This window comes from Muriicola jejuensis (genome assembly GCF_010671595.1).
Taxonomy (GTDB): Bacteria; Bacteroidota; Bacteroidia; order Flavobacteriales; family Flavobacteriaceae; genus Muriicola; species Muriicola jejuensis.
This window is the reverse complement of record NZ_JAABOP010000004.1, coordinates 193,588-217,209: the sequence shown is the minus strand read 5'-3', so window position 1 is coordinate 217,209 and position 23,622 is coordinate 193,588. Positions and strand designations below refer to the sequence as shown.

Below are 23,622 nucleotides of genomic sequence, written 5' to 3'. Positions count from 1 at the left end.
TAGGTAAAAGTACTATCTTTATATAGACAATCTTATTTTGTGAAGACCCTAAGAAAAATTGGCTGGGTCCTGATAGGGATCCTGGGAATTATCCTGTTGATCGGCCTTGTTGTAAAACAGGTACTGAAACCTGATTACTCAGGTGAAAAGTATATGGCTGATCTCCAATCGGATGTAACGGTCATGTACGATCCTTATGGAATCCCCCATATCGAAGCGCAGAACGAGGCAGACGCCTATCGAGCGCTCGGATATGTTCACGCCCAGGACCGTTTGTGGCAAATGGAATTACTCCGCAGGGTGTCTGTTGGCGGACTCTCCGAGGTTTTCGGGAAGGACCTTCTCGCCACGGATCAGTTTTTCCTGTCACTGGGAATTGACGATGCCTCTGCCAAAGCGGTAAGTGAGCTCGATCCCGGTAGTGAAATGGCCCGCTTGTCACAGGCGTATCTCGATGGTATCAACCAATTCATTGAGGAGGGACCAACCCCTGTAGAATTCCTGCTGACCGGCCTGGAGAAAAAACCTTATGAGATGGTCGATATCTACAATGCGGTTGGGTATATGGCATTCAGTTTTGCCATGGCACACAAGACGGATCCGTTGCTGACTATCATAAGGGATTCCTTAGGGGTGCAGTATCTAGCGGATCTGGAGATCAACAGTAGCCCAACTACCGAATGGATAAGGAATTACCGGGGTGAGGAGGTCAGCAGTGAAGCAGCCGTGATCTCAGCCACCAGAAAAGCCTTGTCTGCCTTGCCGGTCCCCCAGTTCATAGGAAGCAATTCCTGGGTAATTGGCCCCGAAAAGACTCGTTCCGGAAAGGTGATCTTTGCCAACGATCCACACATCGGTTTTGCACAGCCTTCGGTCTGGTTCGAAGCTCATCTTATGACCCCTTCATATGAAAAGTACGGCTACCATCTCGCTGGCGTGCCCATGCCTCTGCTAGGACACGATAGAAACCTCGCCTATGGATTTACCATGTTCGAGAACGACGATATCGACTTTTTCTACGAGACCCTGAATCCTGAAGACAGTACGCAATACCTTACCCCCTCTGGCTGGAAGGCATTGGAAGTGGTCACCAAGACCATAAAGGTCAAGGACCAGGACGATGTGCAATTTTCTTACCGCAAGACAGAAAGGGGGCCTATTCTGAACGGGATCGCCAACCAGATAACGGGAGATCGCCCTATCAGTATGGATTGGATCTATACCAAAGGGGAAAACAGGGTAATGGAAGCCCTTTTCGGAATAAGCCATGCGAGGAATATAGAAGAATTTAAGCAGGCACTCCCCAAGATCCACGCACCCGGACTGAACACCATGTACGGGGATGCTGAAGGCAATGTAGCCTGGTGGGCGACTGCCCGGCTTTACCAGTTGGGAGACAGTACCCACACCAAATTGGTCATGGATGGGAGCAAGGGTCAGGACCGCAAGGTACGGTACCTTGATTTTAAGGAGAATCCACAGGCCGTGAACCCGCCCTGGAACTACGTCTATTCCGCCAACAACCAGCCTGATTCTATCGCGGGCATGCTTTATCCCGGGTATTACCTGCCGGAAAACCGGGCCAAACGAATCGTTTCCCTCTTGGATTCAAGGAACGACTGGGATGCGGAGGCGGTGCGGGATATGATCCATGATGATGTATCCGCTGTAAATCCGGGGATCGTAACCGAACTGGCCAAACTCGTTGATATCAGGGACCTCAATGAACAGCAGGCCCTTGTATTGGACCACCTGAGCAAATGGAATGGAAATTATGCGGTAGACAATGCAGAAGCTGCGGTATTCCATCGATGGATCTACTATTTTCTAAAAGATACTTTTGAGGATGAGTTAGGCGAGGAACTGTTCTCACAATTCATCTCCACGCACTTTCACAAGCGGTTGATCGCCCCCATGGCGACCAAATCGAATTCGGTGTGGTGGGATGATGTAAGGACAGAAGATGTCGAGGAGACCAAGAAGGATATGGTCCAATCGTCCTTTCTACAGGCCTTTGAGTCCTTGCAGGAAGACCTCGGGGATGATATCGCGGAGTGGACCTGGGGCAGGTTGCACACTCTGGAGCATCCACATCCCATAGGTCAGATCGCCCTCCTTCGCTCCTTCTTCAATGTAGGGCCCTATCCGGTACCCGGATCCCGGGAAGTCATCAACAATATGGCCTTCCAGTACAATGGGGCGTCTTTATTCTCTGTAACTGCCGGACCTTCTACCAGGAGGGTTATCGATTTCTCAGACGTAGAAAACAGTATGAGCATCCTTCCCACCGGCCAGTCGGGAAATCCATTCAGCAAATACTACCGTGACCAGGCCAAGATGTTCAATAAAGGGGAATTCCGGAAAATGATGATGAACAGGAACGAGATCAAGGAATCAGCCTCATCTGTGCTTACCTTTAAACCGATTAAATAGTCCCATTCAGCTTACCCGTAAACGAACATCATGGCACTTATGAGGACTAACTTTGTAAGTGGATCCATATTTTTCCTGAGGATGATCAGATGTCCCCTGTCTGTGAGCAATTGCCCAATAATCCTTCCATTTTCTTGAAAGGTATATGCGCCATTAGTAACGATTCCCAAGGGGATCAGATGTTGAGATCCGGTGTGGGGTACGATCTGAATCGTTCTGGAGCTGGAGGTCAACAATAGAGGAAGTGCCTCGGGCAGTTCGGTATTTAAGGATTCCTGAAAAACGATTTGCCATGATTCCTCGTGAAGATTGGTAGTAATACTCGCGGATTTACGTTGAGTCATACTTATGAATTCGGTTTCTTCTGATTCTATGTTTGTAAGTGTTTCCAGAAGCCAATCGTTACGCACCGAATAATTGTCCTGTCTTCTGTAGCTACCTTCGACAAGAGACGTAGCCGAATCAAGGTTTTCGAAATTTATGGTGAATATGTAAGTGGTGATCCTCGTATTGAACTCCTTGTTGCTTTGCTCAGTTGCCGAATTCTTCCGGGTTTTGATCACGCCTTTTCCATAATTCTCAATTTGAAATTTATAGGAATTGAACCAAAATACCTTAGGGAATTTGATGCGCAACGTATCAAAATGCTCAACCGAAGGTTCCTGATCTTCAAGAGGTTCCTGTGAAACCAAAGAAATGCAAAAGCCAAGGGCCAATACCAGGAAATAGGAAGCTCTCATGCTTTACAGTATCTAAGTTAAATCTACATAATATTTGCATTCACGGGTATAAACTGCTGCGCTATTTCAGTGTGTCAGAATATTTTACGCCCAAAATAATCCGGATATTTTAAATGTTGACAAAGGTTTACGGAAGTGCCGTTTTCGGAATCGAAGCCATTACCGTGGTGGTCGAGGTGAACATCGACAAAGGAATAGGCTACCATCTCGTGGGCTTGCCGGACAACGCGATCAAGGAAAGCAATTACAGGATCGCGGCTGCACTGCTTAATAACGGTTTTAAGATTCCGGGTAAGAAGATCACCATCAATATGGCCCCTGCCGGTTTGAGGAAAGAGGGTTCGGCTTATGACCTGTCGATTGCAATAGGTATCCTCGCAGCCTCTGGCCAGATACAGCCTGGTAATCTGGATCAGTACCTGATCATGGGGGAGCTTTCCCTGGATGGGGGCGTTCAACCTATCAAAGGGGCCCTGCCCATTGCCATTAAAGCAAGGGATGAAGGGTTCAAAGGCCTGATCCTTCCCAGGGAAAATGCCCTGGAAGCGGCGATTGTGAAAGGCCTTGAGGTGTATGGGGTAGACAGTCTCGGGAAGGTTGCCTCCTTTTTTGATACGGGCCTGCCCCTGGAACAAACCCATGTCGATATCGATTCCCTTTTCCGGGAAAATCAGTGTAAGAACGAGTTGGATTTTGCCGATGTCAAAGGTCAGGAAGGGATCAAGCGCTGTATGGAGATCGCAGCTGCCGGGGGCCACAATATCATCATGATAGGTCCGCCCGGAGCAGGGAAGACCATGCTGGCCAAACGCCTGCCCACTATCCTGCCCCCCATGACGCTCAATGAAGCCCTGGAGACCACAAAGATACATTCCGTGGTAGGAAAGGTGTCGGATATCGGCCTTTTACACCAAAGGCCCTTCAGGAGCCCCCACCACACCATTAGCGATGTGGCCCTGGTTGGTGGGGGATCCTATCCCCAGCCCGGAGAGATCTCGCTTTCCCATAATGGAGTGTTGTTTTTGGATGAACTGCCACAGTTCAAGCGGAGTGTCCTGGAGGTCCTGCGACAGCCCCTTGAGGACAGGGAAGTGACCATTTCCCGGGCTAAGTTCACCCTGACCTATCCCTGTAGTTTTATCCTGGTAGCCAGTATGAACCCCAGTCCTTCAGGCTATTTTCACGACCCCGATGCTGCCGTGAACTGCTCTCCTGCTGAAATTCAGCGCTATATGGGGCGGATCAGTGGTCCGCTACTGGACCGGATCGACATACATATAGAGGTGACTCCATTACCCTTCGAACAACTATCCCAAAAAACGAAAGGTGAAGAGAGTCGCGAGATACGTAAAAGGGTCATAGCTGCAAGGAAGATACAAATGGCCCGATTTGAAGGGGAGGAGCGGCTTTATTACAATGCCCAGATGGGAACCAAACAGATCCGCGAATACTGTTCCATAGGTAAAGTGGCTTTAGAGATGCTCAAAGAAGCCATGTCGAGGCTCAGGCTGTCTGCCCGAGCCTATGACCGCATCCTGAAGGTATCCAGGACGATTGCCGACCTGAGTGGTGAGGCACAGATCGCACCGGAGCACGTCATGGAAGCCATTCAATACAGGAGTCTGGACCGGGAAGGGTGGTTGGGGTAGGAATTTCACCCTTACTTTTGGTAAAAAAGTCATAAATTATCGGATAAAACGTATACTATTTACGTCAAAATGCGGTTATTTACCTATTAACCGTTTAAGACGGTATTTCAGATCTTGACAATGAAACCTACTATGCTTCCTTCAAGGGCCTTATGGCGATCCATTTTATTCCTCCTCCTCCTCGCGGGACTGGTAATGAGTGGCAATAACGCCCATCCTGACAAAGAACCTAAAAAGGAGGTCGCGATCCGTTACCCAAAGAATGAACTTAGGGACCCTGTGGAAGTGGCACGTTACAGGTGGCAGCAAGAGGAACTTAGAAGGGCTGTTCAGGTCTATTTTGAAAAGGCCGTGGCTACGGGCGACATCGTGGGGGCTGCAGTAAGTATCGTCAGGGGCGATTCTATCCTCCTTTCGGAAGGCATAGGCGAAAGTAGTGTAGGAACGGATCGAAAGGTAGACGCCCATACGATCTTCCGGCTTGGTTCCCTGTCAAAGGGATTCACTGGGGTACTGGCCGCCAAACTCGTAGAAGAAGGGAAATTGGGCTGGAAAGATAAGGTAAAGGAGTTTTTTCCGGATTTTCGTTTAGGAACTCCCACCAATACCGAACAGGTCACCTTTGGCAACCTTCTTTCCCATACCTCTGGAGCTCCGTACCACAGTTTTACGAACCTCGTCGAAGCCGGTATTCCCATGGAGCAGATCGTCGGTAAATTCAGGGAGGTGCAGCCTGTCAGTAAACCAGGATCCCTTTACAGTTATCAGAATGCCTTGTTCGCCATTTCGGGGGAAATGATGGAAAAGGCAACAGGGGAGGACTTAGATGCTGCTTTGAAAAAGAGGTTCTTCGACCCCCTTGGGATGTGTTCTGCTGTGATGGACTACGAGACCATGTCGGCCATGACCAACGTGGCCATGCCCCATATAAAGTGGAAGAGGGGATGGAGGTCCAGAAAATTGAATGACCATTACTACAATGCCCTGGCGGCCGGAGGAATCAATGCAAGTGCTCTGGATATGGCCAAGTGGATGCGTTTCCTGCTGGGACACAATCCGGAGATCATGGATCGAATGTCACTGGAATCTGCATTCTCCCCTGTGGTAGAAATTAAAGGTCGAAGTAAGTATTACCAGCGCTGGAGGGGACATATTTCTTCTCATTACGGCTACGGTTGGCGCATCCACAAGTTCAGGGAACTCCCGGGGGAAGCGGTAAAAACGATGTGGCATCACGGAGGGAGCGTAAATAATTTCAGGAATGAGATCGCACTTTACCCCGAGGATGACCTCGGAATATGCGTATTGCTAAACAGCAATTCGAGGTTGGCGACCCATGTTATCCCCGAACTCTACCAGATCATTTCCGAGGTAGTTCGGCAGGAACCTGTCGAAATGGCTTCCAACTACTTACATGAATAGGAAAAGCCTTTTCGCTGGTTTTACTACCATTTTAAAGTGAATTTTCCAGGCCCCTGATCAATTGCTCTATTTCTTCGCTTGTATTGTAATGGAGAAAGGACATGCGTATCACACCAGGTGATCGGGGGATCTCCATATCCATTAAAGGACGAACCGCATAGAAGTCGCCTTTACCCAGCATCAACCGGTGTTTTACAAGGCCGGCATAGACATCGTCCAGGTTCTTCTTCAGAGGCAATATAGACACAGTGGGAGCCCTATGGGCGGTACTTTCCGGTCCTATGACCTTCACATCCTCCCTGGAACGAAGGAAGTTTAGCAAAGGGTCTAACAATTTTTGTTTATGTTCCCTGAAAAGGCCAGCAAGTGCAGTATTTCGATTATTAGGAGATGCCGGTGCCTTAAAATGCCGGTTGTAGACCGCGTCATAGTAATCCAGAATACCACTTACTGCACCAATCTGGGCATGATCTGGGCCTGCAGGCGTGATCATGCTCCTTGTGATTCCTTCTTTAAAAAAGTGTGACTGGTTCTCCATTTTTTCGATCAGGGCATGATCGACGTACATCAGACCCAGGTGAGGGCCATAAGTCTTGTAAAGGGAGAACATGTAAATATCCGCACCCAGGGTGCTTAGGTCCGGAAAACCGTGAGGGGCTGCAGCAACCCCATCAACCACACAGTTGGCCCCTGCTTTTTTTACCTTATTGCTGATCTCCCGTACGGGATTGAAATATCCGATGACGTTGGAACAATGCGGAAAGGCCACCATCCGGGTGCGTTCACTGAGTAAACTGTCGAGATCCCCGGCATCGAGCATCCCTGTTTCACGATCCACATGCCATTCCTTTACAATGATTCCCCTTTCCTTCAATCTGCGCCAAGTTCCGGCATTGGCCTCGTGGTCCTGGCAGGAGACTACGACCTCATCCCCATTTTCCCACATGGGCCGCATGGCATGAGCCAATACATACACATTTTGGGTGGTGGAGGGTCCGAAATGGATCTCTTCGGGGCTCACATTGAGATATGCGGCCATCCTCGCATAGGACTCATCCATCATCTCGCCCGCACGCATGGATGCGGGATAGGGATAATAGGGCTGTACCTTGTTTTTAAGGTAAAAGCCGTATAATTTATCAATGAATTGGCGGCAGGGATAGGATCCACCTGCATTTTCAAAAAAGGCCCATCCCTCAAGGCCAGGCTCGGAAAATGCAGGGAATTGACTGCGTACGAAAGAAATATCAAGTTCCATAGGGTAGTTTTGATCTTCGATCTCCAAGGTACAGATTTCTCACTTATTCCGAGATATTTTTGAAAGCCTATGGCTTGCAATGGGCTTGTATCCGATTTACTGATCCGAAAGCCCTATTTTTGCAGGCAAAATCGAACCTTTATCCTTATTATGGAAGAACTGACCCTGACCACCCCGGCCCTTTTATTCTCGGCCATTTCCCTTATCATGTTGGCATATACCAACAGGTTCCTGGCCTATGCGGCGGTCATTCGCAATTTGCACGACATTTTCCTGCAGAAGAAGGACGATACCCTCATCGAACAGATACGGAATCTGAAATTGCGTCTCAACCTTACCCGATGGATGCAGATATTCGGGATCAGCAGCCTGTTGCTCTGCGTCCTCACCATGTTCCTGATCTATGTGGAACAACAGTTGGCGGCCGTCTGGATCTTTGGGATAGCACTGGTTCTCCTGATCATTTCTCTGGGATTGCTCATCCGGGAAATACAGATCTCTACCAGGGCCCTGGGTCTTCACCTGAAAGACATAGAGGATCATCTGGACCAAAGCTGAATAATTTTCAGCCTATTCCGAATTTCCTTAACTTTTCCTGTAGAGCCTGAAGTAACAAGCCGCAGTCAGCCCTCCAATGGCGGAGAACAACGCAAGCATCCAGAAAACATCCTGATGGCCGGCAACGCCGGGGGAACGATCGAGCAGGTAGCCCATGGCCGGTCCTGCAAAGATATCGGGGGTATAGCCTACCAGGGAGATCAGGCCCACAGCAGTTCCTGTGAGGATAATGGGGATCCTACCGAGCCTCATCACTGAGAAATAGAGGGATCGGGCCGCGTATACTCCTGTGGCCACGATCAGGATCGACATAAAAAACAGGGTGGTGAAGGAAGCGGTTACGATCCCAGTAGCAAAAAGGAGTGAGCCAATGAAAGCGATGATAAAGCTCAGCAATAACCATAGGGTGGTTCTGGAACGATCGGCCAAAATCCCTATGGCAATCCCAACCACCGGACGGATGTACAACAGGAAAGTACCCACTCCGGCCGACTCCACCTGGGTGTACCCCATGACATCCCGTGCATAGAGGGAAAATACATCCGTAATCTTGTACCCTACATAGGCGCATAAGATGATGACCATTAGCAACCAGACAGAAGGTAATTTCAACACTTCTCCAATCTGAGAGCGGGTGATGCGCTCAACACTTATAGACCGCTCCAACTCGGGATCCAGTTTCATAAAGGCCCATACAAGTATTCCGACTACCGCAACGATGGCAGAAGAAATAAGGATCACATGGGAAAATGCCTCCCTGCTTTCCTCCAGGGAAAGCACCGTGCCTTCTGATGGTATAAAGAGTGAGAATATATACACCCCCATGGTGCCGAAAAGTGCCCCAACCAGCCCGCGTCCTCCATCGAGAAAACCAAAGGCCTTGCCCTGGGAAGTATCGCCTCCCCAAACCCGTGTGGCTTTGATCATTGGCGCCCAGAAGAGGAATATGGTGGTAAGGCCCCAGTAACCGTAAAGGATCTGAAGGGTTTCGAATGCCGGAAAGGTAGCGTAAAGCAGTCCGCCCAGAGCCGTTGCCCAGAGCGCTGTGGCGATCAGTTTCCGGGGTGGGTATTTGTCGGCAATCGGTCCACCCAGCAGGTAGGCGACCAGGGCTACAAAGCCGTAAACAGAAAAACACAGCCCGAGTTCCACGTTGGTAAGCCCAAAAGTATCCAGGACGGTAGGCCGGAATACCCGGGCCAGGACGAAGGGCAGGATGAAAACGGACTCCCCAGCCAGGATAAGCAATGCCAGGAAATACCAGGGCGGACTTTTCGGATTCATAGAAATGGGAAGATAGCATTATTCCTTCAAATAGAATCTTGCCAAAAGGGAGGTTAGTCAAAATCTATCAAAACTACGGGACCTATCCGATCTTTAGTGTACCCAGAGTGGACCTTAGACTTGCTTTTGAATCCAGCATCAACGAAGAACTGACCGAATGGTACCGAGCAAGATCAAAGGATATACACCACGAGAAAACCGAGGTAAGTGCCCAGAGCATTGCCGAGGGTGCCCACCAGGATGGCGGGCAGTATAAGTTCATTCCTGCCGAAGGTTTCGGCCAGGGCGATGGCAGTGGTTCCTCCGCCTATGTTGGCCTGACTCACGATAGCGATCATGTCCCAGTCCCGGTAGATCAAACCTCCCAGCAGTACGATAAGGACACCGTGTATGAACACGGCCAGAGAGGCAAAAAGAAGGATGGTGATGCCAATCTCCTGCAGGTCGACCACCGAGCTGAGTTCGCAATAGGCACCTATGACGGCCAGGAAGAGATAGATCAGATAGAGGCCGAGGGTATGGCTCCCCGGAAGGCGATTGACGAAAGGTACCTGAGCAAGCAGAATACCGATCGTAGAGATCGTGAGGATGGATGGAATCTGCGGGAACTGGACAGAGATCCATTCCGATACAAAATAGGCCGCCACCCCAATGAACATCAGCCACATCAGAGAATGCATGGAAAGTGTATCCTTCTTTTCAGCATCCATTGTGCTTTCCCTCATGGCCAGTTTTTTGTCCTTCCAGAATCGCCGCATAAGAGCAGGGATGGAGAGGGTGATCACAATCCATAGAGTGGTGACCACGTTGTCTACGGCGATTGTGCCTGCATAGAGCAACCCTTTTTCCTGGAAGTCGTACTCCAGGGCAATGGCATTGAAATTTACGCTTCCCCCCGTATAGGTGCCGGTCAGCATCCCGGCCAGGGTATCCCCGTCAGACCCGAATACGCGTTCAGGGGAAAGGATGAACCAGGCCGCCAGGATCCCGCAGGCAGTGGCCAAAGATCCCAATAGAAAGAGGAGGATCATGGGAGCACCGGCCTTTTTAATGGAGGTCAGATTGACCCCGAGAAGAAGGTAGAAGATCGATATAGGCGCCAGGTAAGTAAAGATACCGTCGTAGAGGGGGATGGAGTTGGATGCACTCGGGATCCAGCCCAGGTTAGCAAGAATGGCTGTCAGGACGATCACGATAAGAGCGGCCCCCAGCTTTTTCCCAAACCGGGTCTTCCCGGCATAAATAGACAGGATTACCAGCAAACAGAGAACTCCTAGGACATAGACAGGATCTTCAGGTAAGCGCATGCCCTAAAGATATCAAAATCTGTAAATCGAAGGGTGAACTATTCCTTCACATTGATCAGGACCGCTTCGCATTGGGAGAGATCGGAATTCAGAATGATGTTCTCCGAGGTCTCCCCGTCAATGATCTCGATGGAGACCGTATTGGGCGGAAATCTGCCCAGGTTATGTGCGTAGAGAAAAAGGTCATTGGGCTGGGAAGGATCCAGGTTAAGTTCAAAGCCCTTTTTCTGGTAGGTGAGGTTGTATTTTGAGACGATGGGGTATCCGTTGAGGTAGATGGAGACAATGTCCCCGTCCTGCCTTCCATGATCCCATAAGTTGATCTGTATGATCCGGCTATTGACCTCCAGTTCTTTGACATAGGTTATGGTCCTGCCGTCAAAATCGGTTCGCTTTTCAGGCATTACCGCTTCAGTGATTTCCTCCTCAACCGCTGTTTCAACCTCCTCTGTCACTTCTTCTATTTCCTCTTCAGGGACCATGCTAATAACTTCGTCTTCTACCACAGGTTCTATTACTTCCACAACCTCTTCAACTACCGTCACTTCTGGTTCAGGTTCGGGTTGGGTTTCTTTGGCAAGGATGATTTCATCCGCGGGAGGCGGAGTATTGGGATCTCTTTTTTCGATAGTAAAATATGGGGAGGCAAATTTGGCCGTATGGAATTTATCGGCGGGAAAAAGCTCGATACCCATGACCCTGTAATTGTTTCCCGCCGGCAGGGTGGTATTCAGTCTTATGCCTTCAGCCAGAGAATTGTTTTTAAAGGTTCCCAGTTCCTGGATCACCGTGTTGTTTCGGAGGAGGTAGAATTTTATGGTTTTCTCAGCCGGAAGATTTTCTGACGTCCATTGTATGGATGCTGGATCGGGGATGGTCCACACGCTGCCTTTACTGGGGTAGGTGATCTCCAGGCCTGAGCGCCAATGCTTTCGTTCCCGCAACTGTACTTCGTTCAATTCGGTGATGGTCTGGGTAAATTCGGTATAGGGTTTAACCAGGGCCAGGCCAGAGACCACTTCTTCCAGCAGGGTGTAGAAGGCTTTGATCTCTTCCAGGGCATTGGAAAGAGGGATCTCGTCTGCGTATTTTTTCCGCAGACTCCTGAACCGGTCCGTGATCTTTTTACTGATCTTTTTATCAACGCCGACGTTCTTAACCTCCCCGCTCTCATTGAGCAGTTTTTTAGCGGTTTGCATTTTCAGATATCCGAACCTGTTTTGCAGGAATACGATCCCGTCTTCGTAGGCCACGGATGAATCCGACTTGAGGTTTGCGGCTATAGCAAAGGCTTTCTCATACTCCAGTAAGGCTTGTTGCAGGCTGATCTCAGCCAGTTTCCTGCTGGTCTGGACGGGTGAGTTGGTCGCCAGGTTAAGCAGGTCCAGCAATTGTTCCACAGGAATGCTGTTCACCCCTTCTTCGTAAACTCCCTGAAGGTATTCTGTTCCTAACCAGGGAGACTGCAGAAGCAGGTAATTCTTCTCCATTTCACCCAGAGCCCTGATCGGGCCGATTTCTTCCCTTATAGCCCTGTATTCGGCTTCATTCCATGGCGAAGGATCATCTGCGATCACTTTTTTGCTGACCTCAATAGGATCCTCCCTGATTAACAGGGCAGCATTTGTTCTAGCAGACAGGAACAAGACACCCAGGATCAGGCAAAGCAGACTCGAACGCTGTGTGATTCCCATGACTTTACTTGGTCTTCAGCGGTACAATATATTACCTCTATCAAAACTAGAAGAAGTGCAAAAAATTGTGAACAGAGTAATGAATTTGTTATCAGGAAGTTATAAACGACAGAATATTCCTACAAAAAAAGATTTTTTAGGGTGAAATAAATGGTATTCAGGAGAAAAAGATCGGACCAGGCCGATATCATTCATTCAAAGCTTCGCCATGAGGATGTAAAAGGCCCAAATAAAGCAAAAGGTAAAAAAAGCGTATACCAGGAAGGTAAGAGTAGTTCTTCTGTTCATAAGATTTGGATAAAGTTTAAAGTAAAGGATTTTCGGTTTAAGCCTGAATTCTACACCACGAAAGGTTCGATTATTCCGTTGTACGACACAAAATCCGATGAAATGCACCTTAATTCTCTGAAGGCGTGCACATTATCCTAACGGGAGGAGTCTTGTTCTTGCTGTGCTACCGGTCTATTTTGAAACTTTCTAGCTTGATATCATCCAGGCCGTAATCGTCGAAGGGGAATTCGAGTTGGTCCTGTATGTTGTAAAGGGATATGAGGATGAACTCCGTCAGCAGCACCACAAAAAAGGTCACATAGGTCGGATTATCCGCTCCCATATCATGGATAATGGTAGGTGCATACAGCAAAGGAAAGATGTAGATAAAGATCTTGCAATAGGCCTTAAGACTCAGTGGAGTCCTGTGTGTATTGATGGCATGCAGGTTTTCCAGGGATTCGTGCAGATCGTTCATAAACCTGAACATCCTGTCTTTGAGTCGCCCCGACATCACTTCACCCTTAGCTTCAACAAAGGTCTGTACCTTGTTGATGATGGGGTCCAGATACTCGGTGGTCTCTATATTGTTCTTCAAATGCTCCATAGAACTGTCACTGATCTCCTTGAGGATATCCGAGATTTCCTTCTTCTCTTCCGGGGAAAGATTGGTGGATGCATTGGCAAAATAATACATGGTCTTCAGAGCGCTTCTGAACTGACTGAGGTGCTCAAGGGCTTTTTCCCTTCTTCTAAAAGACCCCCTGATGGTAAATACCAGTGGGAAAACTATGGCAATACTCAAGAGGGTGAGGTCTATGTGAAACCTGATGTTCAGCTGAAAACACAGCACCACGGTCAGCACCGATATCATCAGTGCGATCAGGGTCCGTTGGTTAATTATGGACAGGTATAGTTTAATGGTCGGAAATTTAGTATATTAACATGTTAAAGCTAACCACAAAGTTGTGAATAACCAAACATTACTTTTTATCCTGTACATCCTGTTTCTTTATCCCGCCTGTTTGATCTCCCAGGCTGCTGAAGATACAGTTGAGGTAAAAGAGACCAGCAGATTATTCCTCGAACAGGAAACCCTGCCTATCAGGCTGGCGTTTTCCAACAAGGAAATGAAAAAGGAGACCAATGACAGTACTTATCTTTTCACTAAGCTCCATTTCAAAGATGAAGGAAACTGGGATTCCCTGGACGTCAGGATCCGGGCCAGGGGAAATTATCGCAGGACTCACTGCTATTTTCCTCCCCTGAAAGTTAAGATCAAGAAATCCGAAGCGAAGGGCACCCTCTTCAAGGGGAACAAAGAGCTAAAACTGGTTATGCCCTGCGTGCAGTCTACCAACACCCTTGACAATATCGTGAAGGAATACATGGCCTATAAGATATACGAAGTGATCTCCCCTTTTCACTTTAAGACACGGATGGCCGATATAGAATTCATTGAATTTAAAGGGAATAAGAACAAAGTACACCAGGTGAAGGGTTTTATCATCGAGGACATAGACAATGTGGCTGAGAGGACCCGTGCGCGAAAAATGAACCGGGTCGTTCATCCGCTGGAGCAGGACGACATCACTTCTGTACAGAATGATTTATTCCAGTATATGATAGGCAATACGGATTTTTCAACGGCCTACCAGCATAACCAGAAACTCCTGTTTACAGAAGACTACAAGACGGTCCCACTGCCTTATGATTTTGACATGTCCGGACTGGTGGATGCCAGCTATGCCGTAGTTTCCCAGGTAGGAGGGGAGGTATTGAGCATAGAAAGTGTAACAGACAGGATGTACCGGGGGTTTGTCCGGGACGAGGCTGTGTTCCAGACCGTCCGCAGGCAATACCTGGATTTAAAGCCCGAGATCTTCGGGGTCATAGACGGACTCAAGTCAGAATTTGACAATGAAAAGGAGTTCGAGATCGCACGAAAGTTTATAGGCGACTTCTATACCGTCCTGGAAAACGACAATCAGTTCGCGAGTCAGATCGTCAGGATGGCGAGGACCAAGTGATAATTTAAGGGATTAAGTAAGGAACACTAACACATTCTATTACAATGTGTTGATCACAATATAGGCTTTAGTATTTCCCAGACATTCTGTGCCACTTTTCTCTGTCCCTCAACCGTAGGATGAATACCGTCAGCCTGATTTAATTCAGGAATTCCGGCAACATCTTCGAGAAGAAAGGGAATGAGATATGCCTGGTTTGCCCTGGCCAGATCCGGAAAGATCTCTCGGAATTCAGCCGTGTATTCAGGACCCATATTGGGAGGAATCTGCATCCCTGCCAGGACGATCTTTACGTCAGGGTAATGGTTTTTAACCGTGTCTATGATAGCTTGCAAATTTTCCCGTGTCTCTGACAGGGGGATCCCTCTTAAGCCGTCGTTGGCACCTAGTTCCAGAACAAAGATATCCACCCTGTCCCTCATCAACCAGCTGATCCTGCTTTCCCCACCTGCAGTGGTTTCCCCACTGATCCCCGCATTCACTACTTTGTAATCCATATCGAGGGAATCAATCTTTTCCTGTACGCGGGCTGGAAAGGACTCTTCGGGCTCCAGACCCATTCCGGCAGTCAGGCTGTTTCCAAAAAAGACAATGGTCTTCTTGCCCGGGGTGTTTACGGGTTTCGATTCTTCCGAAGATATGTCCTGGGTGTCCGTACCTGGATCCACCGATGTCCGTTTTCCGGATTCACCGCAGGAGATCAGCAGGCAAAGGCCCATCAGATAACAAAACTTTAACACGGAAGGCAAATATCTGAAGGTCATATTCGGAATCATTTTTATAATTTCCCGCCTGATTAAGAGAAATATACCTATTGGAAGTGTCAAAGATATTAAACGTCAGTCAACTCAGGAAAACTTATAACAGCGGATCAGGCTCGTTAACCGTTCTCGATGATATTTCCTTTTCCCTGGAAGCCGGTGAAACCTTCGCCATCGTGGGTCCGTCGGGGAGCGGAAAAACTACTTTGCTGGGCCTTTGCGCCGGACTCGACCGGCCTGATTCGGGACATATTGAGCTCTGTGGGGTGGAGATCGATACCTTGGACGAAGACGAGCGGGCCCTTTTGAGAAACCGAAAGGTGGGATTCATATTCCAGGACTTCCAGCTCCTGCCTACCCTTACAGCCCTTGAGAATGTTGCAGTCCCCCTTGAATTGCAGGGTGCCAAGAATGCCTCAATCCAGGCGAAGACCCTGTTAAACAAAGTAGGTCTGGGAGAACGGATCCATCATTATCCCTCTCAGTTATCCGGTGGGGAGCAGCAAAGGGTAGCCCTGGCACGCGCCTTTTCAAATACGCCCGAAATCCTCTTTGCGGATGAGCCCACGGGAGAACTCGACGAAGAGACGGGACAGAGGATCATCGAGCTACTCTTCGATCTGAACAAGGAGGCGGGTACCACCCTGGTCATCATAACACATGACATGGACCTTGCGAGAAAGACCCAGAGAATTCTCAGGCTAAAGGGAGGAAAGATCCTTATGGATGAAAAAGTAATGGTTTAGTGAGCGACTTCGAATCTTCCAAATCAGGTATTTCCTGGTTATTTCTGATGGCCTGGCGCGACCTGCGTTCAAATGCAGGGAAGCTTTTCCTCTTCATGTCTTCTATTATCATAGGGATCGCTGCCCTCGTGGCCATTCAGTCTTTTGGCAACAACCTCACTGAAAGTATCGACCTGCAATCCAGAGCCCTTATGGGTGCGGATTACGTGATCGATAGCAATCAGCCGGCCAATGAAGAGGTCATACGGATCATGGATTCCCTGGGAGGACCGGACAGTCGTGAGATCAATTTTGCGTCCATGGTGGTATTCCCCAAGAGTGGCAACAGCAAACTGGTCCAGGTAGTGGGAACGGAGAAGGGGTTTCCATTTTACGGGGAATTCGAAACAGAGCCAGCCGATGCTTCCTCGTCCTACCTGGACAGGGGGGCAGCGTTGGTTGATGCCACGGTCATGCTTCAACAGGATCTCAAACCCGGAGATAGCCTAAAAGTAGGCAACATCACCCTGCCCATAGCTGGGGCTCTCAAGGCAGTTCCCGGAAGATCAGCCCTCAGCAGCAGTGTGGCTCCGGCTGTATTTATTCCTTATGAGCAGATCACCCAAACCGGTTTGGTACAGAGGGGGAGCAGGGTGGAATACAAATACTATTTTGTGGCAGATCAGGGTCAGGATCTTGAAGCGCTTTACGAAGCGATTGATCCCCGTCTCGATGCAGAGGGGGCCGACCTGGATACCCACCTGGACGAAAGCCGGAGATTGGGGAGGAGGTACAATAATTTTGGGAAATTTCTCAATATCGTCGCCTTTATCGCTCTTTTGCTAGGTTGTGTGGGCATCGGCAGTGCTGTGCATGTCTATATCCGGGGTAAACTGAGGTCGATCGCCGTCCTGAAATGCATGGGTGCCTCGCGTAGCCAGACCTTTAAGATCTTCCTGATCCAGGTAGCCGGCCTTGGGGCCGTGGGAGGGATAATAGGGACACTGGCCGGAATAAGCCTGCAAATGGCCGCCCCGGCACTTCTGGAGGAGTACCTGCCCGTAAAAGTTTCCGTTTCTATTTCCTATCCGGCGATCATTCTGGGATTGTTACTTGGGGTTCTCATGTCTGTGTTCTTTGCTTTGCTTCCCCTTCTGCGGACCTGGTATGTCTCCCCCCTTTCGGTGCTGAGGGTACAACCCGAGAACGATGCCCACACGGGTAAGGCCCAGGCAGTTGTTCTGGGTTTGATCTTTTTATTTTTGGTCTTGCTCGCATTGCAGATCCTGGGCAATTGGCAGTATGCCTTTTTCTTTATACTTGGGCTTGGCGTTTCCTTCGCCCTTCTTTACGGGGTGGCCAGGATACTCATGTGGGCCGTTAAGCGATATTTTCCCGAGAAATTGGGTTTCTGTGTGCGCCAAAGCATGCTCAATCTTTTCAGGCCTCAAAATCAAACTTCTGTACTCTTGCTTTCCGTGGGTGTGGGAGCGTTCCTGATCAGTACGCTTTTCTTCAGCAGGGATATCCTGTTGAGCAAGGTGGCCCTTGGAAATGATGAGAACAGCCCAAATATCATCCTTCTCGATGTTCAGACAGACCAGGTGGAGGCCATTAAAAAAACCCTTCGGGAAAATCAGGTCCCGGTTCTGAGCAATGTTCCTATAGTGACCATGCGTGTGGAGGAGATCAATGGAAGGGCAGTAAATGAGATCAGGAACGATACCACTTCCAACATCGGCCGGTGGGTGCTCAACCATGAATTCAGGGTCACTTACCGGGACAGCTTAATCCCGAGCGAATCGGTCCTTTCGGGTGCATGGGTCGGAAACGCAGAAGATAAGGAACTGGTCCCCATCTCGGTGGCAGAAAATTTCGCTTCCGATGCCAGGGTGGAAGTAGGGGATAGAGTGACCTTCAACGTCCAGGGAGTAATGATTGCAACAGAGATCGCCAGCATACGAGAAGTAGACTGGGGCAGGGTGCAGTTGAACTTTTCAGTACTTTTCCCCAATGGGGTACTGGAAGATGCCCCTAAATTCCATGTGGTGTCTACCCGCACAGTGGGAGACCAGTCATCGGCCGTATTACAGCGGCAACTGGTGAGCCTGTATCCCAATGTTTCCATTATCGATCTCAGACAGATCCTCAGTTTGCTCGAGGGAATTCTCAACAAGATCGGCCTGGTCATTCGTTTCATGGCCCTTCTGAGTATACTTACGGGTATTGTGGTCCTGGTCGGTGCCGTGCGTACCAGTAAGTATCAACGCATACGTGAAAGCGTGCTGTTGCGGACCCTTGGTGCCAAGAATGCCCAATTGCTCAGGATCTCATTTTATGAATACGCCTTCCTTGGGATCCTTGGGAGCCTCACAGGGATCTTGCTGTCGCTGGTGGGAAGTTTCTTTTTGGCCAGGTTTGTGTTCGAGGAGCCCTTTGTGCCTTCTACCGAGCCTTTTTTGATCCTGTTGCCCATCCTTACACTTATAGTGGTCTGCATAGGGTTGCTCAATAGCCGATCCGTGTTGAATACTCCACCCCTGGAGATCCTGAGGTCGGAGAGCCGTTAATTCCTTAAGAAGATACTAGGTCATTACCTTTTTAAGGGCAGAGCCAAAAGCCTGCACTTCTTCCATGGTCCCCGTACTGATCCTGGCCCACTCATCCATAGGCGGGAAGGGTCTTCCAATAATCACGTTATGCCTTTCCATCTCGGAAATGATATTCCTGATTGGCCTGCCGGTTTTAAAGAATACAAAGTTTGTATGGGACGGGATGTATGGCAGGTTCAGGTCGTCCAGGGTTTTGTAGATGTAGCGTTTTGCCTCTGCATTCATTTGCAGGCTGAATTTATAGAACTCGTTATCTCTGAGGGCCTCTCTGGCAGCTTCTATTGCGAGCACATTCGTATTCGCCATCACCGCGTCTTTAAGTCGATCCGCAATGTCCGGCCTTGCGATCAGATAACCGATCCGCATGCCCGCCAGACCATAGACTTTGGAAAAGGTCTTGGAAACAATTACATTTCGGCCTTCCTTGACCAACTCCACCATAGAGGGATAGTCGGGTTCCATGATGAAATCGTAATATGCTTCGTCGCTGAAGATCACGGCCTTATCCTCATTGGAAAGACAGAAATCGCGCAGGTTATCTTTGTTGAGCAAGGTGCCTGTCGGGTTGTTGGGATTGCAGAGAAAAATGAGCCTGGTCTTGCTGGTGACCCTTCGGGCCATGGCTTCCAGGTCGTGTTCCATTCGCTCATTCAAGGGAACACGGTGCACATAGGCCCCAAAATTCTCTGCATAGGAAAGCAACGCCTGAAAAGTGGGATCAGCGGCAATGACTTCTCCCCCTTCGAGTCCGTAGACCAGACCGGCTGCCTTAAGCCCTTCGGTAGAACCTCCGGTAACCACCACGCAATCCCTGGAAACCCCTTCTTTCTCAGCGATCTCATTGACAAGCTGGGTGAGGTACTGGAAGGGGTAACGACAGGCAATGTCAAAACTGTTGCTTATTGTCGATCTAACCTTTTTGGAGGGGCCAAATGGATTCTCATTTGAACTGAGTCGGACGGGGCCATCCGTTATAGTCCGGGAATCCGTTTGTTCCCAGGCAACTGCGGGTAACCCCCCGATCAGGGCAAAACCAGAGGTAAGCCCGATCGTCTTCAACCATTGTCTTCTGTCCAGATTATTCATGACCTGAAATTTTCAGCAGAAGATACAAATTTTCCCGATAGACCACACTGAGTGTATGGTTACCGATAAAAGAAAATTCGAAGGAAATGACACATCGGTCCTTCGAAAGAGGGAAATTAAATAAACTTCAAGGGAAACAGCGGATCCTTCTAATAAAGGGTGTTGGAGATGAATATGGCCACGATGAGCAGTACCATGGCTGAGTTCACCACAAAGGCGATGATCTTCTTTTCATCTATGGGCTCGTTGCGACCCTTGTAAAGGATCACCACGCCGGCGATACCCAGGAACCCGGAAAGGATTACTGGCAGCCCAAAAAGGAAGCGGGAGATGACCGGGTTGGTATTGACCATCACGGCCAGGGCAGCCACGGTCAGCAAAAAGAGGATGATCTTACTCAGGGTATAGGATTTCAGGGTGTACTTACTTTCTTGTTCCATGATGTTCTTTTTTGTTCCGCCCCTATTTACTTTATATGACCTTGATGTTCACTTTCAGGCCTTCAATGATACCCAGGATACTTTGAACCGTTTCCCTCAGGTAATGCTTGATGACCACCTGGGGTATTCTTACAGTAGTAAACCCGTTCTGGAAGGAGTGCATGGTCTCTTCCAGATTGTTCATCGCCTGTTCATGGGTTAGCATCTGGTACTCCGTATCTATTTCAATGTTCAACTTGACCCGGGATATGGCGATATCGATCGACTTCTTTCCATCCCACCATTCCAGCATGGGGTAAACTCCGACCTCCTTTAACGCATAATACAATCGTATGGCTGCAAGGGGAGTGTTGTTGGATTTGATTAGGCGATCGATCCTGGTCTTGTGCCTGGCACATAGCTCCACACCATAGACTTCCATGGAATTTTTGTGGTCGAGATAGCCGAGTTCTTTATTGCATTCTAAGCAGGTCATATAAGTAGGTCAAAAAACGATTTGGGATAATTATAACCGGGAGATCGGAGGATTATTTTGCACCATCGACCAATGACCACCGGTTTTTAGACGAAATGCAATTTTTTAGACGAACGGCACTTTTTTTAACATTTGATTTTCATTTCTCCGGACAGGTATTGACAAGAAATTGGCGAAAGTTTCAACTTTGATGTACATTCCCCAACAAATCCAATTCGGTGTTTAAAAAGATAGGTCCGGGTTTTCTGATTGCCGCTGCTTTTATAGGACCAGGGACGGTTACCACCTGTACCCTGGCCGGGGTGGATTTCGGATTTGCCCTCCTGTGGGCATTGCTGATCTCCATTGTTACCACTGTTGTATTCCAGGAAATGGCAGCCAGGATCGGGATACTCACCAAACAGGGCCTGGCGGCAAGTATCAGATCAGAACTCCGCAGGCCCCTGGTTCGAACGCTCATCACGATCATCATTCTCAGCGCGGTAGTTTTGGGCAATGCGGCATATGAGGCCGGTAATATTGGTGGGGCTGTCCTGGGCTTGGAAGCTTTGACAGGTTCCGAACCATCACCCTGGTTTGCCTGGGTGATCGGGGGTGGGGTGTTTGCACTTCTGTTTGCAGGCTCCTATAAGATGCTGGAAAAGATCTTTGTGGCCCTGGTAATGCTCATGAGCATCTCCTTTGTCCTGGCTGCCGTTCTTACGGGGCCGGAGGCGGGAGAGGTGTTCTCAGGTCTATTTGTACCTGCCCTGCCGGAGGGAAGTCTGTTTACCGTCGTGGCACTGATCGGCACAACCGTAGTGCCCTACAACCTCTTTCTCCATGCCTCCCTGGTCAGTGAAAAATGGGACTCCGCCGAAGACCTGAAAGCAATACGCTGGGATACGATACTTTCTATTGGCCTGGGAGGCCTGATCTCCATAGCAATCGTCGTTTCTGCCAGTGCAGGCGGACTCACTGAGGTAAGCAGTGGACTCGACCTCGCAAAGGGCTTAGAACCCCTGTACGGAAGGGCCTCTACCTATTTTTTAGGGATCGGTTTGTTTGCTGCCGGCATCACCTCGGCCATCACTGCACCCCTGGCTGCAGCCTACGTAGCCGCCAGCTGTTTTCACTGGAAAGACGGTCTTTCCGGAAGGCGCTTCCGGATGGTTTGGGGCGCAATCCTCTTAACGGGGGTATTGTCCCAGTTTCTCAACTTCAGGCCCATAGAGATCATTAAATTCGCCCAGGTGGCAAACGGTCTTTTATTTCCGGTGATCTGTGTTCTGTTGCTGTGGATCGTAAACCGGACCACTATCATGGGAGATTATAAAAATCGGATCTGGCAGAACATAATCGCAGGGATCCTGCTACTGCTGATCGTATTTCTGGGAGGGAAAAGTGTCCTTTCTGTTATTTTCGCAACATGAAACAGTGGGAGGTCGATATCAACTGCGATGTAGGGGAGGGGATCGGGAACGAGGGCCAACTCTTCCCATTTATCTCATCCTGTAACCTCGCCTGCGGGGGGCACGCAGGCGATGAGGACACCATGCAGGAGGTGATATCACTTGCCAGAGAACACGGTGTCCGTGTGGGTGCCCACCCGTCTTATCCTGACAGGGAGAACTTTGGCAGGCAAAGTGTAAAAATGGAAGCAAAAGCCTTCAGGGAAGCGATCCGCTCACAGGTAGATCTGCTACAAAGGAAGCTCACCGATCTGGATACACCCATGACCCATATCAAAGCGCACGGAGCCCTGTACAATGACCTGGCCAGGGATAGACAATTAGCATACCAGTACCTGGAAGCCATAAGGGACTACAGATCAGCCATAGCCCTTTATGTCCCTTATGCATCCTCGATCGCAGAAGCGGCAAATGATATGGGTTTTACATGTGTATATGAAGCCTTTGGGGACAGGAACTACGAGGACGACCTTTCCCTGGTATCGAGGAGATCCCCACTAGCGCTGATCACCCAGCCGTATGAAGTGCTGCAGCACCTCCTCAGAATGATCAGGAATTCCGAAGTAAAAACGGTCAGTGGAAATCTTAAAAAGATCGTGGCCCATACCTATTGTATTCATGGAGATACTGCTACGGCATTTGAAATATTAGCGTATCTTTCGGTCGAATTTCCTAAGCACCATATTCATTTGAGGAAGTGAATTCATACCCCATCCATATAAAACCTTTTGGAAAGTCTGCCGTACTGGTAGAATGGCCTTTTGAAATCGATCCGAAGATCCTGGATGACATCCTCACCTTTAAGGATTATTTGAAACTTAAGGGATACAGCGGAGAGGAATGGGAAATCGTGGCTGCCTACAATTCCCTGGCACTTATCAATAACAAGAAGGAGATTAAATTCGAGGAAATATCTGTCCGCCTAAGGGAATTATATGACCAGCGGGAAGAAGGAGTAAAAAAAGAACCCCGGCATTGGAGATTACCCGTTTGCTATGACCTGGAATTCGGGATCGACCTGGAGGAACTCAGCCAGCAAATAGGCAAGACCATCGAGCAGATCATCACCCTCCACACCTCGGTTACGTATACGGTATATGGGATCGGATTTTTACCGGGATTCCTTTATTTAGGGGGGATCCCAAAAGATCTGGAAACTCCCAGAAAAGCCTCTCCAAGATTGCACGTGCGGAAGGGTTCCGTTGGACTGGCAAGAAAACAGACGGGTATCTATCCACAGGATTGTCCCGGAGGCTGGAACATAATCGGCAATTGCCCTGTCCCGATCTTCGATGCTCAAAAGGAAAATCCCTGTTTTGTAAGGGTAGGGGACACGGTCAGTTTTTACTCCATTACCAGGGCCCAGTTCGACCTGCATACCATACAGGCGGAAGTAGGTATTGACCTCTTAACCAAAGAATCTTAAT

At 49.0% G+C, this 23,622-nt stretch carries 20 protein-coding genes; 10 read left to right on the top strand and 10 right to left on the bottom strand.

Annotated elements, in window-relative coordinates:
• Positions 1-39 precede the first annotated feature (39 nt).
• Positions 40-2,433 carry a penicillin acylase family protein gene (locus GWK09_RS12855; RefSeq protein ID WP_163693863.1) on the top strand — a complete coding sequence of 798 codons (2,394 nt, stop codon included), beginning with the start codon at positions 40-42 and terminating at the stop codon, positions 2,431-2,433.
• Between the two features lie 11 nt (positions 2,434-2,444).
• Here the strand turns inward: GWK09_RS12855 and GWK09_RS12850 are convergent, their stop codons facing one another.
• A complete protein-coding gene (locus tag GWK09_RS12850) occupies positions 2,445-3,173 on the bottom strand; it encodes a hypothetical protein (RefSeq protein WP_163693862.1) in 729 nt (242 codons plus the stop codon).
• Between the two features lie 113 nt (positions 3,174-3,286).
• Between GWK09_RS12850 and GWK09_RS12845 the strand changes: the two genes are divergently transcribed.
• Positions 3,287-4,822, top strand: a complete 1,536-nt coding sequence (locus tag GWK09_RS12845) for a YifB family Mg chelatase-like AAA ATPase (protein WP_163693861.1) — start codon at positions 3,287-3,289, stop codon at positions 4,820-4,822.
• A 120-nt stretch (positions 4,823-4,942) separates the two neighbouring features.
• Positions 4,943-6,244 (top strand): serine hydrolase domain-containing protein, encoded by a 1,302-nt coding sequence (locus GWK09_RS12840; RefSeq protein ID WP_239530934.1) that lies wholly within the window; start codon positions 4,943-4,945, stop codon positions 6,242-6,244.
• A 31-nt stretch (positions 6,245-6,275) separates the two neighbouring features.
• Here GWK09_RS12840 and GWK09_RS12835 read toward each other — a convergent pair whose 3' ends face one another.
• Positions 6,276-7,502, bottom strand: a complete 1,227-nt coding sequence (locus tag GWK09_RS12835; protein ID WP_163693860.1) for an aminotransferase class V-fold PLP-dependent enzyme — start codon at positions 7,500-7,502, stop codon at positions 6,276-6,278.
• Positions 7,503-7,652: 150 nt separating this feature from the next.
• On the opposite strand from GWK09_RS12835, the gene GWK09_RS12830 reads away from it, so the two are divergent.
• Positions 7,653-8,060, top strand: a complete 408-nt coding sequence (locus GWK09_RS12830) for a DUF2721 domain-containing protein (RefSeq protein ID WP_163693859.1) — start codon at positions 7,653-7,655, stop codon at positions 8,058-8,060.
• 27 nt (positions 8,061-8,087) lie between these two features.
• On the opposite strand, the gene GWK09_RS12825 is transcribed toward GWK09_RS12830, so the two are convergent.
• The 4 genes from GWK09_RS12825 to GWK09_RS12810 all read right to left on the bottom strand — a co-directional run bounded on the left by GWK09_RS12825 (position 8,088) and on the right by GWK09_RS12810 (position 13,489).
• The gene (locus tag GWK09_RS12825; RefSeq protein ID WP_163693858.1) at positions 8,088-9,344 is read right to left on the bottom strand and encodes an MFS transporter; all 1,257 of its coding nucleotides are present in this window, start codon (positions 9,342-9,344) and stop codon (positions 8,088-8,090) included.
• Positions 9,345-9,517: 173 nt separating this feature from the next.
• Positions 9,518-10,651, bottom strand: a complete 1,134-nt coding sequence (locus tag GWK09_RS12820; protein ID WP_239530933.1) for a DUF819 family protein — start codon at positions 10,649-10,651, stop codon at positions 9,518-9,520.
• Positions 10,652-10,689: 38 nt separating this feature from the next.
• Positions 10,690-12,345 (bottom strand): hypothetical protein, encoded by a 1,656-nt coding sequence (locus GWK09_RS12815; protein WP_163693857.1) that lies wholly within the window; start codon positions 12,343-12,345, stop codon positions 10,690-10,692.
• 454 nt (positions 12,346-12,799) lie between these two features.
• Positions 12,800-13,489, bottom strand: coding sequence for a bestrophin family ion channel (locus GWK09_RS12810; RefSeq protein WP_204260451.1), 690 nt, complete (start codon positions 13,487-13,489; stop codon positions 12,800-12,802).
• A gap of 94 nt (positions 13,490-13,583) precedes the next feature.
• Between GWK09_RS12810 and GWK09_RS12805 the strand changes: the two genes are divergently transcribed.
• Positions 13,584-14,645, top strand: a complete 1,062-nt coding sequence (locus tag GWK09_RS12805) for a hypothetical protein (protein ID WP_163693856.1) — start codon at positions 13,584-13,586, stop codon at positions 14,643-14,645.
• Between the two features lie 53 nt (positions 14,646-14,698).
• Here GWK09_RS12805 and GWK09_RS12800 read toward each other — a convergent pair whose 3' ends face one another.
• Positions 14,699-15,409 (bottom strand): arylesterase, encoded by a 711-nt coding sequence (locus GWK09_RS12800; protein WP_204260450.1) that lies wholly within the window; start codon positions 15,407-15,409, stop codon positions 14,699-14,701.
• A 56-nt stretch (positions 15,410-15,465) separates the two neighbouring features.
• On the opposite strand from GWK09_RS12800, the gene GWK09_RS12795 reads away from it, so the two are divergent.
• Both GWK09_RS12795 and GWK09_RS12790 read left to right on the top strand, forming a co-directional pair.
• On the top strand, positions 15,466-16,152 hold the full coding sequence (locus GWK09_RS12795) for an ABC transporter ATP-binding protein (RefSeq protein WP_163693855.1): 687 nt from the start codon (positions 15,466-15,468) through the stop codon (positions 16,150-16,152).
• Positions 16,152-18,701 (top strand): ABC transporter permease, encoded by a 2,550-nt coding sequence (locus GWK09_RS12790; protein ID WP_317174529.1) that lies wholly within the window; start codon positions 16,152-16,154, stop codon positions 18,699-18,701. Before GWK09_RS12795 ends, GWK09_RS12790 begins: the two co-directional genes overlap by 1 nt.
• Before the next feature lie 15 nt (positions 18,702-18,716).
• Here GWK09_RS12790 and GWK09_RS12785 read toward each other — a convergent pair whose 3' ends face one another.
• From GWK09_RS12785 to GWK09_RS12775, 3 genes are all read right to left on the bottom strand, one after another.
• Positions 18,717-19,829, bottom strand: coding sequence for a pyridoxal phosphate-dependent aminotransferase (locus GWK09_RS12785; RefSeq protein WP_163693854.1), 1,113 nt, complete (start codon positions 19,827-19,829; stop codon positions 18,717-18,719).
• A gap of 149 nt (positions 19,830-19,978) precedes the next feature.
• Positions 19,979-20,269, bottom strand: coding sequence for a hypothetical protein (locus GWK09_RS12780; protein ID WP_163693853.1), 291 nt, complete (start codon positions 20,267-20,269; stop codon positions 19,979-19,981).
• Between the two features lie 31 nt (positions 20,270-20,300).
• Positions 20,301-20,744 (bottom strand): hypothetical protein, encoded by a 444-nt coding sequence (locus tag GWK09_RS12775; protein WP_163693852.1) that lies wholly within the window; start codon positions 20,742-20,744, stop codon positions 20,301-20,303.
• A 218-nt stretch (positions 20,745-20,962) separates the two neighbouring features.
• Here GWK09_RS12775 and GWK09_RS12770 point away from each other — a divergent pair, with 218 nt between their 5' ends.
• The 3 genes from GWK09_RS12770 to pxpB are packed head-to-tail and all read left to right on the top strand — an operon-like array spanning position 20,963 to position 23,621.
• The gene (locus GWK09_RS12770) at positions 20,963-22,156 is read left to right on the top strand and encodes an Nramp family divalent metal transporter (protein WP_163693851.1); all 1,194 of its coding nucleotides are present in this window, start codon (positions 20,963-20,965) and stop codon (positions 22,154-22,156) included.
• Positions 22,153-22,896 (top strand): 5-oxoprolinase subunit PxpA, encoded by a 744-nt coding sequence (pxpA, locus tag GWK09_RS12765; protein WP_163693850.1) that lies wholly within the window; start codon positions 22,153-22,155, stop codon positions 22,894-22,896. The genes GWK09_RS12770 and pxpA overlap by 4 nt, the downstream gene beginning before the upstream one ends.
• Positions 22,893-23,621 (top strand): 5-oxoprolinase subunit PxpB, encoded by a 729-nt coding sequence (gene pxpB / locus GWK09_RS12760; RefSeq protein WP_163693849.1) that lies wholly within the window; start codon positions 22,893-22,895, stop codon positions 23,619-23,621. The genes pxpA and pxpB overlap by 4 nt, the downstream gene beginning before the upstream one ends.
• Position 23,622 lies beyond the last annotated feature (1 nt).

Bases quoted from the DNA above. Each gene is read 5' to 3' on its own strand.
- GWK09_RS12800 (WP_204260450.1), bottom strand. From the start codon at position 15,409: ATGACCTTCAGATATTTGCCTTCCGTGTTAAAGTTTTGTTATCTGATG.
- GWK09_RS12810 (WP_204260451.1), bottom strand. From the start codon at position 13,489: ATGATATCGGTGCTGACCGTGGTGCTGTGTTTTCAGCTGAACATCAGG.
- GWK09_RS12845 (WP_163693861.1), top strand. From the start codon at position 3,287: ATGTTGACAAAGGTTTACGGAAGTGCCGTTTTCGGAATCGAAGCCATT.
- GWK09_RS12835 (WP_163693860.1), bottom strand. From the start codon at position 7,502: ATGGAACTTGATATTTCTTTCGTACGCAGTCAATTCCCTGCATTTTCC.
- GWK09_RS12820 (WP_239530933.1), bottom strand. From the start codon at position 10,651: ATGCGCTTACCTGAAGATCCTGTCTATGTCCTAGGAGTTCTCTGTTTG.
- GWK09_RS12825 (WP_163693858.1), bottom strand. From the start codon at position 9,344: ATGAATCCGAAAAGTCCGCCCTGGTATTTCCTGGCATTGCTTATCCTG.
- GWK09_RS12775 (WP_163693852.1), bottom strand. From the start codon at position 20,744: ATGACCTGCTTAGAATGCAATAAAGAACTCGGCTATCTCGACCACAAA.
- GWK09_RS12815 (WP_163693857.1), bottom strand. From the start codon at position 12,345: ATGGGAATCACACAGCGTTCGAGTCTGCTTTGCCTGATCCTGGGTGTC.
- GWK09_RS12780 (WP_163693853.1), bottom strand. From the start codon at position 20,269: ATGGAACAAGAAAGTAAGTACACCCTGAAATCCTATACCCTGAGTAAG.
- GWK09_RS12850 (WP_163693862.1), bottom strand. From the start codon at position 3,173: ATGAGAGCTTCCTATTTCCTGGTATTGGCCCTTGGCTTTTGCATTTCT.
- GWK09_RS12840 (WP_239530934.1), top strand. From the start codon at position 4,943: ATGAAACCTACTATGCTTCCTTCAAGGGCCTTATGGCGATCCATTTTA.
- GWK09_RS12785 (WP_163693854.1), bottom strand. From the start codon at position 19,829: ATGAATAATCTGGACAGAAGACAATGGTTGAAGACGATCGGGCTTACC.
- pxpA (WP_163693850.1), top strand. From the start codon at position 22,153: ATGAAACAGTGGGAGGTCGATATCAACTGCGATGTAGGGGAGGGGATC.
- GWK09_RS12830 (WP_163693859.1), top strand. From the start codon at position 7,653: ATGGAAGAACTGACCCTGACCACCCCGGCCCTTTTATTCTCGGCCATT.